The sequence below is a fragment of the Marinobacter sp. RI1 genome (assembly GCF_041155085.1).
Lineage (GTDB): Bacteria > Pseudomonadota > Gammaproteobacteria > Pseudomonadales > Oleiphilaceae > Marinobacter > Marinobacter nauticus.
In genome coordinates, this window is sequence record NZ_AP031605.1 from 3,707,665 (window position 1) to 3,719,976 (window position 12,312).

The 12,312-nt window shown below is 56.7% G+C and carries 10 protein-coding genes; 5 read left to right on the forward strand and 5 right to left on the reverse strand.

Annotated elements, in window-relative coordinates; genetic code table 11:
• Position 1: 1 nt before the first annotated feature.
• From ACAM27_RS16820 to ACAM27_RS16830, 3 genes are read right to left on the reverse strand one after another with little or no spacing between them, the layout of a single operon-like run.
• Positions 2-613 carry a type 4a pilus biogenesis protein PilO gene (locus ACAM27_RS16820; RefSeq protein WP_224851272.1) on the reverse strand — a complete coding sequence of 204 codons (612 nt, stop codon included), beginning with the start codon at positions 611-613 and terminating at the stop codon, positions 2-4.
• Positions 613-1,176 carry a PilN domain-containing protein gene (locus ACAM27_RS16825; protein WP_011784346.1) on the reverse strand — a complete coding sequence of 188 codons (564 nt, stop codon included), beginning with the start codon at positions 1,174-1,176 and terminating at the stop codon, positions 613-615. The genes ACAM27_RS16820 and ACAM27_RS16825 overlap by 1 nt, the downstream gene beginning before the upstream one ends.
• Positions 1,176-2,240 carry a pilus assembly protein PilM gene (locus ACAM27_RS16830; RefSeq protein ID WP_011784345.1) on the reverse strand — a complete coding sequence of 355 codons (1,065 nt, stop codon included), beginning with the start codon at positions 2,238-2,240 and terminating at the stop codon, positions 1,176-1,178. The genes ACAM27_RS16825 and ACAM27_RS16830 overlap by 1 nt, the downstream gene beginning before the upstream one ends.
• A gap of 237 nt (positions 2,241-2,477) precedes the next feature.
• Between ACAM27_RS16830 and ACAM27_RS16835 the strand changes: the two genes are divergently transcribed.
• A complete protein-coding gene (locus ACAM27_RS16835; RefSeq protein WP_374730293.1) occupies positions 2,478-5,018 on the forward strand; it encodes a penicillin-binding protein 1A in 2,541 nt (846 codons plus the stop codon).
• A gap of 86 nt (positions 5,019-5,104) precedes the next feature.
• Here the strand turns inward: ACAM27_RS16835 and ACAM27_RS16840 are convergent, their stop codons facing one another.
• Together ACAM27_RS16840 and rpmE are read right to left on the reverse strand one after the other, a co-directional pair.
• A complete protein-coding gene (locus ACAM27_RS16840; RefSeq protein WP_222534799.1) occupies positions 5,105-6,370 on the reverse strand; it encodes a malic enzyme-like NAD(P)-binding protein in 1,266 nt (421 codons plus the stop codon).
• Positions 6,371-6,583: 213 nt separating this feature from the next.
• On the reverse strand, positions 6,584-6,805 hold the full coding sequence (gene rpmE, locus ACAM27_RS16845) for a 50S ribosomal protein L31 (protein WP_014420566.1): 222 nt from the start codon (positions 6,803-6,805) through the stop codon (positions 6,584-6,586).
• A gap of 190 nt (positions 6,806-6,995) precedes the next feature.
• Here rpmE and ACAM27_RS16850 point away from each other — a divergent pair, with 190 nt between their 5' ends.
• From ACAM27_RS16850 to hslV, 4 genes are all read left to right on the forward strand, one after another.
• Entirely contained in the window at positions 6,996-9,212 is a 2,217-nt protein-coding gene (locus ACAM27_RS16850) for a primosomal protein N' (RefSeq protein ID WP_369612341.1), read from the forward strand.
• Positions 9,213-9,342: 130 nt separating this feature from the next.
• Positions 9,343-11,028 (forward strand): arginine--tRNA ligase, encoded by a 1,686-nt coding sequence (gene argS, locus ACAM27_RS16855; RefSeq protein ID WP_369612342.1) that lies wholly within the window; start codon positions 9,343-9,345, stop codon positions 11,026-11,028.
• Positions 11,029-11,035: 7 nt separating this feature from the next.
• A complete protein-coding gene (locus tag ACAM27_RS16860; protein ID WP_121208529.1) occupies positions 11,036-11,680 on the forward strand; it encodes an SPOR domain-containing protein in 645 nt (214 codons plus the stop codon).
• Positions 11,681-11,771: 91 nt separating this feature from the next.
• Complete coding sequence (hslV, locus tag ACAM27_RS16865) at positions 11,772-12,302, forward strand: ATP-dependent protease subunit HslV (RefSeq protein ID WP_369612343.1); 531 nt, start codon at positions 11,772-11,774, stop codon at positions 12,300-12,302.
• The last annotated feature ends 10 nt before the right edge of the window (positions 12,303-12,312 follow it).

Below are 12,312 nucleotides of genomic sequence, written 5' to 3' on the forward strand. Positions count from 1 at the left end.
CTCATTCTCCAGCCCGGTAGCGGTAAGTACGGGCAACCACCTGCATGTCCAGCTGGTCTCCGTCTCCGCCCATTGGTTTGATGGTTAAATCGTGCAGCGTCACGATGCGCGGCAGGCTCGCCACACTGCTTACGAAAGAGGCCAGCTCATGATACGAACCTGACACCCGAATATTAATGGGAAGCTCGGAATAGAAGTCTCGCTGCTGCTCCGGCTGAAGCTTGACTTCCTGCAGCGCCAAACCGCTCCCTAACGCCGTATTGGTAATATCTTCCAGCAGGCCAGGCACCTCGGTTTCACTGGGCAGCTGACGCACCAGCGCTCCAAAGGTTTCCTCCATCTCTTCCATCTGGGCCTTGAAAACATCCAGGTTTGCCACCTGATAGGCTTTTTGCTCGTAGCGCTGTTTGAGTTCCTGCTCCTGCTGCTCCACCCGATCGAGCTGGGCATACTGATCCTTGATAAAGAACCAGTAACCACCACCAAGTATCAGACCGAAGACAATTAACGCCACAATGGCCTTGACTGGTGCCGGCCAGATGCCGGCATTGTTGATATCAAGATCATTGATATCGAATTCGTTAAGACTTTTCAGAGAGTCCGCGAGGCTCATCAGTTATCCTCCCCTTCGGGCTCAGGTGTCCGCTGCTGGACAGAGAGATTGAACTGGCTGTAGCCGGATCGGGCACTGTCTGCTGCGGCCACATTGGTCAGATTGGGATTGGCAAACCATTCGGAATCCTCAAATTGACGCATCAGGTTCGAGATTCGGCTGTTGGACTCTGCCATACCCACGATGTCGAGTCGCTCGCCAGTCTTCTTGAGATCGGTGTAGTACAGCCCGTCTGGAAGGGTTCTCACCAATTCATCGAACACCCGCACAATCACCGGCCGCTTGCCCTGAAGATCCTGAATCACCTGCATGCGTGCCAGCAATTCATCGCGCTGACGCTTGAGGTTTTCAATCTCCTTGATCTGCTTGTCCAGCTCTTTGGTCGCAGTCTCGATATAGGCATTACGAGATTGCTGATAGGCAATCCGGCTGTCCATATCCGATTTCCAGAGAAAAGCCAGGCCACCCGCGATAATCACGGCGCCCAGTATCATCACAACAAACTGTTTCTGCTTCTCGGCGCGAAGCTCTTCCCGCCAGGGCCTGAGGTTAATCTTTGCCATCAGTCGAAACTCCTCATTGCCAGACCGCAGGCAATCATCAACGAGGGGGCATCATTGCTGAGCGCAGAGGCGTTGACCCGGGAACCCACCGCCATGTTGGCAAACGGATTGGCCACCAGGGTTGGCGTTCCGGTTTTCTCTTCCACCATTTCCGTGAGCCCCTGAATCGACGCTGTTCCACCGGCAAGCACTACGTAATCCACCGCATTGTACTGACTGGCGCCGAAGAAAAACTGCAGCGCCCGCGCCACTTGCTGAACAACCGCTTCCCGGAACGGAGTCAGAACTTCCTCGTTGTAGTCGTCCGGCAAACCACCCTGTTTCTTGGCCAGACCAGCCTCTTCGAGCGACAGGCCATAACGACGCTGAATTTCTTCAGTCAGCTGTTTTCCGCCAAAGATCTGCTCACGGGTATATACCGTCTTACCCTCTGCCAGCACACTAAGAGTTGTCATGGTTGCACCGATATCAACGATGGCAACCACCAACTCTTCTCCCTGGGAGTCAAGCTGAGGCTCAATCAGGCTGTAGGCTCGCTCCAGGGCGTAGGCTTCCACATCGACAATCTTGGTTGTCAGCCCTGCAATTTCCAGGGCGTCTTCGCGGATATCGACGTTTTCCTTACGGCAGGCCGCCAGCAGCACATCCACCTGATCCGGGTTGGATTCGGACGGGCCCTGGACTTCGAAATCGATCGCCACTTCATCAAGGGGGTAAGGAATGTACTGATCAGCTTCCAGCGCGATCTGGTCTTCCATTTCAAACTCGTTGAGACCACCATCCATCTGGATAACCTTGGTGATCACCGCCGAGCCGGAAACAGCAACAGCCACCTGTTTCACACTGGTGCGTGACTTGGACGCGACACGCTTGAGCACTTCCCCAACCGCTTCGACGTCTGTGATGTTTTTTTCAACAACTGCATTGGCCGGCAACGGCTCTACCGCATAGCTCTCGACCTTATATCGATCGCCATGTTTTGACAGCTCTAGCAGCTTGACCGAACTGGAGCTTACATCCACTCCAAGGACGGCACTGGATTTTTTTCCTGGTAATCCGAACACGCGCTCACCCTATACCTGGTTAAATGCACCCGGCGTTGGAACCCCTGAACCACTCCCTGTAAAGGCGATCATTTCAGAGGCGTTCTATGTGTTTTTTATGTAAGAGAATTTCTTATTTATTCCGTCTACAATGCAATCTCTCGAATTTCGGGAGACATTGCAGACGGCGAGGCGACCGAACCTTCCTAAAGCAATTTCTCAAATAATAGACCTATATCCAACAGTTGTCAGAAAAAAATGTCTCATTTGTTGCGTACATCTCGCGTTTTTGCCTGGTTCTTTCTTACCGGCCTGAGTGTCGCCATTATTATTTCCTCAAGCCTGTATCTTTATCTTCGGCCCAATCTGCCACCGGTTGAGCAATTGCTGGATGTCCGGCTGCAGACGCCTTTACGGGTGTATAGCAAAGACAACAGATTAATAGCAGAATTCGGTGAAAAGAGAAGGGCACCGATCACAATAGAACAGATCCCTACAATTCAGTTACAAGCCTTTCTGGCGGCGGAAGACGCGCGTTTTTACGAGCACTTCGGAGTCGACATTAAAGGCCTGACGCGGGCTGCAGTGGAACTGATCACCACCGGAGAAATCCAGTCTGGCGGCAGCACCATCACCATGCAGGTTGCAAAAAATTACTTTTTGTCACGCGACCGGACCTTCATCCGAAAGTTCAACGAGATACTGCTGGCTCTTCAGATTGAACGTGAACTGGATAAAAACCGGATTCTTGAGCTCTACCTGAACAAGATCTACCTCGGCAACCGTGCATATGGAATCGCCGCCGCCGCCCAGGTTTACTACGACAAACCGGTGACAGAACTGTCACTGGCACAGATGGCAATGCTCGCCGGCTTGCCAAAGGCCCCCTCTGCCTACAACCCTCTGGCAAACCCGGAACGAGCCCTGATTCGCCGCAACTGGATACTGGGCAGAATGAAAGACCTTGGCTACATCACCGAAGACGCCTGGTCTCTGGCCACCAAAGCACCCCTGACCGCCAGCTATAACACCCGGGATGCCGAAGTGGACGCCGACTACGTGGCCGAAATGGCCCGGGCAGAAATGGTTCGCCGCTACGGGGAGAATGCCTACACCGACGGTTACAGCGTGACCCTGACGGTCGACAGCACCAAGCAACAAACTGCCACCGAGGCATTGAGAGCAGGCCTCGAAGCCTATGACCGCCGGCACGGATTCCGGGGCCCCATCGGACAGTTTGATATTGAAGGGCTGACACCGGCCGAACTCTCAAACCAGATGCAGAATTACCCGCGGGTTGAAGCACTGGTACCAGCCGTTGTGACATCCATAGATGACGAAAAAGATGAAGTGAGAGTGCACGCACGGCGCCTGGGCCCGGGCGTTATGCCATTTGACACCATGACCTGGGCACGCCGATTCCGCACCGAGAGCATTACCGGGCCCGAACCACAGAATCCTTCCGAGGTGGTCAGCCCCGGAGACGTCATCTATGTCAAAGTCGACCAGCTGCCACAGGTTGCAGATTCTGAAGCAGAATCGGGCAGCGCGAGCGTATCGACTCAGGCAGTCACCGAACTGCACGTTTCCTTGGCGCAGGCACCCAGAATCGAGGGCGCACTTATCTCTCTCAAGGCCAAAACCGGCGCCATTGAAGCTTTGGCGGGCGGCTACAGCTTTAACCAGAGCAAGTACAATCGCGCCACCCAGGCCAGCCGCCAACCAGGCTCAACGTTCAAGCCGTTCCTGTACCTTTCCGCTCTGGAAAACGGTCGAACACCGGCGACCATCTACAACGACGCCCCGATTGTATTCGAAGACTCCGAACTTGAAACCGCATGGCGACCACAGAACTCATCAGGCCAGTTCTACGGACCAACCACACTGCGCGAAGGCCTTTACCGATCCCGCAACCTGGTTTCCATCCGCCTGCTGAGAGACCTTGGCATAAACACCACCCTCAGCTATCTAGAGCAACTCAAACTCCCGACTGAAAATATGCCCTCTAACCTCTCACTCTCTCTAGGCAGCGGTCTGCTGACACCCATGGAGCTGGCACGAGGCTTTGCGGTGATAGCCAATGGCGGTTACGACGTACAGCCTTACCTGATTGAGCGAATCGAGGAATGGGACGGCACCGTGGTCTATGAAGCCCCGGACACCCTATTGTGCGATGAGGATTGCGAAGCTTCATCCGCACCGACAGTCGATACCCAACAGGAAAATCCGGAGCAACCGCCCGAGATTGAGGGAATGGCATTACCCGCCTCAGAAGCCGAGGAAAACGCCAACGAACCACGGATCATGCAACGCCTGGCCGACGAACGATCAATCTACATCATGCACTCCATGATGCAGGACGTGGTTCGCAGGGGAACGGGGCGGCGCGCTCTAGCCCTGAATCGCAGCGACATCGCAGGCAAGACTGGCACCACCAACGAGCAGAAAGACACCTGGTTCGCGGGCTTCAACCACGATATCGCAACCACGGTCTGGGTCGGATTTGACCAACCCGCCCCCCTGGGTCGCGGCGAGTTTGGCGCCAGTACCGCGCTGCCGATATGGGTCGACTATATGAAAGTAGCGCTGGCAGACCAGCCAGCAGCCACCATGCCCAGACCCAATGGCATCGTGAATATCCGGATCAACCCGGAAACCGGAGAAAGAGCTCGCCCCGGCGAAGAAGCCGTGTTCGAAATCTTCAAGGAAGAAGACGCACCCTCCCCTCTGCCAGCCGAGAGTAACGGAGGGAATGGCGACAATGGTAACGGGGACGACTTGTCACGGCAGATCTTCTGATCTGTCGCAGCATCACCCCAAGCAGGAAGCACAAAAAAACCGGCGGGATCTCCGCCGGTTTTTTTTGAAGCCAGACTACATCCCGATCAGATGATGTCGTCCATAGACTTCAGCGGGTAATGCGCGGGGTACGGATTGCGCGCAACACCGGAATCTACCGCAGCACGGGCCACAGCGGCCGGTACCACTTCCAGCAGACGAACGTCCATCGGCTTCGGAATAATGTATTCCTTACCGAATTCAAACGCATCAACACCGTAGGCTTCACAGATTTCCTGCGGCACCGGTTCTTTGGCCAGTTCACGGATCGCGTTAACCGCGGCAACCTTCATTTCCTCGTTGATAGCGGTTGCGCGTACATCCAGTGCACCACGGAAAATGAACGGGAAGCCAAGCACGTTGTTCACCTGGTTCGGATAGTCAGAGCGACCGGTCGCCATGATCAGATCATCACGGGTAGCCAAGGCCACTTCCGGACTGATTTCCGGATCCGGGTTGGAACAGGCAAACACCACCGGGTTCGGCGCCATTTTCGCCAACTGCTCGGCAGACAGAAGGTCCGGGCCGGACAGACCCAGGAACACGTCTGCGCCGTCGATGGCGTCGTCCAGAGTACGCCTGTCGGTATCGTTGGCAAACATCGCCTTGTACTGGTTCAGATCATCACGACCAGAGTGGATCACACCCTTACGGTCGAGCATGAAGATGTTCTCAGAGCGCATACCGCAGCTGATCAGCAACTTCATGCAGGCAATGGCAGCCGCACCGGCGCCCAGACATACCACCTTTGCCTCTTCAATTTTCTTGCCCTGCAGCTCAAGAGCATTGATCATGCCGGCCGCAGTTACAATAGCGGTACCGTGCTGGTCATCGTGGAAGATGGGCACGTTACACTTTTCAATCAGCGCACGCTCAATCTCGAAGCACTCCGGTGCTTTGATGTCCTCGAGGTTGATACCACCAAAGGTATCGGCGATGCGCTCAACAGTTTCAATAAACGCTTGCGGGCTTTCGGAATTAACCTCGATGTCGAAGACGTCAATTCCGGCAAAGCGCTTGAACAGTACGCCCTTGCCTTCCATAACCGGCTTGCTCGCCAGAGGGCCGAGATTACCCAGACCCAGGATAGCGGTACCGTCAGAAATCACGGCAACCAGGTTACCCTTGGCTGTGTATTTGTAAGCGTTCTCGGGGTCCTTCGCGATCTCGCGGACCGGTTCGGCAACCCCGGGGCTGTACGCCAGGGAGAGGTCGCGGGAAGTCTGGGTCGGCTTCGTGATTTCAACACTCAGCTTACCCGGCCGCGGTTTGGCGTGATATTCAAGGGCTGCTTCTTTCAGATCTTGAGACATTGCCACTGTTCCGTTTGTCACGTTTAAAGGTAAATCCCGCTGGAGCTCGCCCAACGGAGCGCGCCATTATGGCGCGCCCGACCCAAAACGACAAGCCGAAATCGAATATTTTATGAACAGTCAATAGTGCATTTTGCGTATATAGCAAACTTTATTTTTCATTGGCGCACAAAAAAAGCGCCCAAAGGCGCTTTTTCAACATCCCGGCGCGGATCAGTCTTTCTTGCCACCGATACGGCTGCCGAAACGCTTCTGGAAGCGATCGATACGACCACCGGTGTCCATAACCTTCTGCTTGCCGGTGTAGAACGGGTGGCACTGGGAGCATACGTCCAGCTGCAGATCGTGACCGATGGTGGAACGGGTTTTGATCACATTACCGCAGGAACAGGTAGCGGTGATGTCTTCGTACTTCGGGTGAATACCTTCTTTCATGGCGAACCTCGTTAGGTCATGCCGCTACCTGATCACGGGGCATTTTGGCTGCCCAGGTGCCAGGCACCGCATGTTTGAATCAATTGAAAAGACCGTGCACAATCAAGCCCGGCCAGAAACAGACCGCGAATCTTACTGACAAACCCGACCACAGGCAAGTATCTTGGCCATCCGGAACAGTCCGGATACCATGCAACCAGCCTACTTTTGCCCGCTTTCAGGATACGCAGTTACCGTGACACGGCCCTCAACCGCTCGCATCGCCCTGAATCGCCCGCTCCGGCGACTCTTTGATTACCGAATCCCGGAGACCATGACAGTCTCACCCGGGCAACGCGTGAAAGTACCCTTTGGCAGGCAAACCCTGACCGGCCTTGTGGTGGAAACCGGCGTGACACCACCAGACGGCATTACCCTCAAGCCGATCCTGGAAGTGCTGGAGCCGTGGCTCGCCTTACCCACAGCCACCTTCCAACTCCTTAGCTGGGCCAGCGACTACTATCAGCACCCCTTGGGTGAGTGCCTGTTCACCGCTCTGCCTCCCGCATTACGCCGAGGCCGGCCGTCACAGCAGAAACAGGATGAACACTGGCAAGGCACCCAAAACATCGCCCCACTGCCGGCCAACGCCCATCGACAGAAAGCCTTGCTGGAAGCCATCCAGCGCGCCCCCGGCATATCGACCGGCGAACTGGTTAAAGCCGGCTTCAACCGCCCTCAGATCAAAAGCCTTCACGATAAAGGCCTTATCGAACTGAGCGATCCACAGCATCCGACTTCCAGCGAAAGCATCGCCACAGTAGACGGCCCCAGACTCTCACCCGCGCAACTGGCAGCGGCCGAAGAATTACCACAGGTTACAGATCGCTTCAGTGCCACACTTCTTTATGGCATCACCGGGAGCGGCAAGACCGAGCTCTATCTTCATTACCTGACACAAAAACTTCAGGACGACCAACAGGCTCTGGTACTGGTTCCCGAAATCAACCTCACTCCCCAGACCCTCGAGCGCTTCCGGCGTTACTTCGGCCACCGGATTGTGGCCTGGCACTCGGCCCTGAACGACAGCGAACGCCTGGCTACCTGGCTGAGAATCCGACATGGGGAACCGGTTATTCTGATCGGCACCCGCTCCGCCGTCTTGCTGCCGTTCACGAACCTTCGCGCCATTGTTGTGGACGAAGAACATGACAACTCCTACAAGCAGGGCGAAGGGTTTCGCTACTCGGGGCGGGACGTTGCCGTCTATCGGGCTCACCTGAATCAATGCCCCGTCATCCTGGGCTCAGCAACGCCTTCGCTGGAATCCTGGCACAACGCCACGCAAGGCAAATACCACCTTATCCGGCTGGAACAACGGGCTGGCAATGCCTCACCTCCGGAAGTGGAGTTGCTCGACATCCGCAGCCGCCCTCTGGAAGCCGGCCTCTCGCGCCCCACCCTGAACGCTATAAAGGAAACACTGGCACGAGGTGAGCAGGCACTGGTATTTGTGAACCGGCGGGGATTCGCCCCCATCATGATGTGCTTCGATTGTGGCCACATGGAGGAATGCCCGCGCTGCGATACCCGACTGACATACCATCGCCGGGACAGAGCCATGCGTTGCCATCACTGCGACTTCCAGATGGCCGCAAGCCACAGCTGCCCCAAATGCCGGAGTGAAAATTTCAAACCCGTAGGCCAGGGCACAGAGCGCACAGAAGAAACCCTGGCCGAACAGTTTCCGAACACCCCCATTGTACGGGTAGACAGGGACAGCACCCAGCGCAAAGGGAGTATCCAGAATATACTGGCTCAGGTTAACAGCGGTGCGCCCTGCATACTGGTGGGCACCCAGATGCTCGCCAAGGGCCATGACTTTCCCAACGTGACCCTGGTTGCCGTCGTCAACGCCGATGGTGGCCTGTTCAGTGTCGATTTTCGGGCGCCGGAACAGATGGTGCAGACACTTTTGCAAGTGAGCGGCCGCGCTGGCCGGGGCGAAAAACCCGGCAAAGTGCTTATCCAGACCTGCCACAGCGACCACCCGCTGTTGAAATCGCTCTGCCAGGGTAATTATGCCGCTCTGGCAGACCAACTTCTGACTGAGCGCCAAACCGGCGCCCTGCCACCATTCCGCGCCATGGTCATACTCCGCGCGGAAGCCGACACCATGCAGGCAAGCCTGCAACTGTTAGACAGCATTAAACCAATGACGGCCGCGAACGGCATAGAAACCTGGGGGCCGCTACCGGCGGTAATTGCACGCAAAGCCGACCGACACCGGGCGCAGCTGATCCTGTGCAGTAACCACCGGCGCCAACTCAACCATCTGCTTACTCACATTTGCCAGTACCTGGACCAATGCAAGCTGCCAGCGAGCACCAAATGGATTGTTGATGTTGACCCTCAGGAGACAGGTTGATGTCGCAGGAAGCAGAGCGCCTCCGGCTTTTTGCTTACACACCAACTTTCCGCGATAATACGCCCCTTCTGTTTTTAACGGGCGCCCTGCCCTGACACCCATTCTTCTGCAAACCGAGTCATTCGACAGCATGAAAGAGACCGTATCCGAGCTTCTCCAGTCTGCACTGGCGACCCTGCAGTCTGACGGCACACTGCCGGCAGACCAGAGCTTCACCCCTCAGGTGGGCAACACCAAAGACAAGTCCCACGGGGACTATGCCTGTAATATTGCCCTGGTGGCCTCCAAAGCCGCCGGCTGCCCGCCTCGCAAGCTGGCCGAAGCCCTGGTGGCGGCATTGCCTGAGAACTCCGCCGTGGAAAAAGTGGAGATTGCCGGACCGGGGTTTATCAATTTTTTCATGAGCACCGCCAGCGCCTTCGGTATTGTGAACACTATCCTGGACGAAGCTCAGCAGTTCGGCCGCAACAACTCCGGTAACGGCGAAAAGGTTCAGGTGGAGTTTGTGTCTGCCAACCCCACCGGCCCTCTGCACGTGGGTCACGGACGGGGCGCCGCCATTGGCGATTGCCTGTGCCGCTTGCTGGAAGCCAACGGTTACAACGTTACCCGGGAGTTTTACTACAACGACGCCGGAGCCCAGATCAACAATCTGGCCCTTTCGGTGCAGTCCCGCGTTAAGGGCCTGACGCCGGAAGATGAAAGCTGGCCGGAAGATGGCTACCGGGGCGATTACATCGTCGATTTGGCAAACGCCTACCTTGCTGGCGAAACCGTGGTGGCCGACGACCGCGAGGTAACCGCAAAAGCAGATCCGGAAGACCGGGATGCCATCCGGGAATTCGCCGTCGCCTACCTGCGCCGTGAGCAGGACCTGGACCTGAAAGCCTTCGGGGTTCAGTTCGATGTGTATTTCCTGGAATCCTCTCTGTACGAGGATGGCAAGGTGGAAGCCACCGTTGAGCGCCTCAAGGCCAACGGTTACACCTATGAGCAGGATGGCGCCATGTGGCTGAAAACCACCGAGTTCGGCGACGACAAAGACCGGGTGATGCGCAAGAAAGACGGCGGCTACACCTACTTCCTGCCCGATGTCGCCTACCACCTGGACAAGTGGCAGCGCGGTTTTACCACCGTAATTAACGAGCAGGGCGCTGACCACCACTCCACCGTAACCCGTGTTCGCGCGGGACTGCAGGCCCTGAAGGCAGATATCCCCCAGGGATGGCCGGATTACGTTCTGCACCAGATGGTGATGGTGACCCGCTCTGGCCAGGAAGTAAAAATCTCCAAGCGCGCAGGCAGCTACGTTACCGTGCGGGATCTGATCGACGAAGTGGGCCGGGATGCCACCCGCTTCTTCCTGGCGGCACGTCGCGTGGATTCCCAGTTGACTTTCGATATCGACCTGGCGCGCTCCCAGACCAATGAAAACCCGGTGTATTACATCCAGTATGCCCATGCCCGGATTTGCAGCGTGCTGCGCAAGCTGGCCGCCGAGGGCGTACAGCGTGGCATGAACGAATGCGTCGGCGACCTGAGCCTGCTGACTCTGGATGAAGAAAAAGAGCTGGCCAACCAGTTGGCGAAGTATCCGGAACTGATTGCCAACTCTGCCGCCCAGCGCGAGCCGCATCACCTCACCCATTACCTGCGTGAGCTGGCGGGCCAGTTCCATACTTACTACAACGCCCACAAGGTGCTGATTGAAGATACCGCCCTGCGGGACGCAAGAGTCAGCCTGTACCTGGCCGTGCGCCAGGTGATTGCCAACGGCCTGGACCTGCTCGGCGTAAGCGCACCAGAGGAGATGTAATCAGGCCATGGCCAGAGATTACGCCAGGAAAGATCGCCCTGCGGGCAAAGGGGCCGCCGCCAGCAAGCCTGCGGCCAGGCCCCGCAAGCCGTCCAAACCCCAAAAGAGTGCACCATCACACTCACAGCATGGCGCGTTGTCTATGAAAACCATCCTGTCTCTGGCCGCCGTGGGCGGCTTCATCGGCTTTATTGTCTACCTGAACACCTTGCCCGGCGGGCCGGAAACGGCCAGGCAAACCCCGATTCAGGAACAGACCCCGGTAGCGCCCAAGCAACCCGCCAACACCACGGCTAAACAGGATAGCCGGCCGAAAGAGCAGAACTTCCGGTTCTATGAAATGCTGCCGGAATCCGAGGTCGTTCCGCCCAAAGTGGAAGAATATACCCCGGGCCCGGCCATGCAGGAGTTCGATTATGTCGTACAGTCTGGCTCGTTCAGGAGTAAGGAAGACGCCGAGCGACAGCGCGCACAGATCGCCTTCCAGGGACTCAGGGCTCATGTACAGCGTATTGATCTCGACAATGGAAGTGTCTGGTACCGCGTAAATGTGGGACCATTCAACTCACGCAGCCAGATGAACTCGGCGGTCGACAAGCTGGTTACTATCAATATCCAGCCTCTGGTGCGGAAGATCCCGAAAGAAGGCTGAACTTTGTTCAGCCACCTCCCCTACTCTTGAAATCCCGCCCAGCGCCTCCATAAAGCCAAAATACAAATTCAAACAGGCAACTGGAGCGCCAATGACCACGATAGTTTCCGTACGCCGGGAGAATGAAGTCGCCATGGGCGGTGATGGCCAGGTATCCCTCGGCAACACCGTTATGAAAGGCAATGCCCGAAAGGTACGCCGCCTGTACAACGGCCAGGTAATCGCTGGTTTTGCCGGTGGCACCGCCGATGCCTTCACCTTGTTCGAGCGATTCGAAGCCCAGCTGGAAAAGCACCAGGGCAACCTCACCCGTGCCGCTGTAGAACTGGCCAAAGACTGGCGCACAGACCGCGCCCTGCGCAAACTGGAAGCCCTGCTGGCCGTTGCGGACAAAACCGCTTCTCTGATCATTACCGGCAACGGCGACGTAATCGAGCCGGAGCAGGGGCTGATCGCTATCGGTTCCGGCGGACCGTTTGCCCAGGCCGCCGCCCGGGCGCTGCTGGAAAACACCGAGCTCAGCGCCAACGAAATCGCCGAGAAGGCGCTCGAAATTGCCGGCGACATCTGCATTTACACCAATCAGAACCGCACTCTGGAAGTGCTGCCCATTAAAGACTGACGACCGGAGC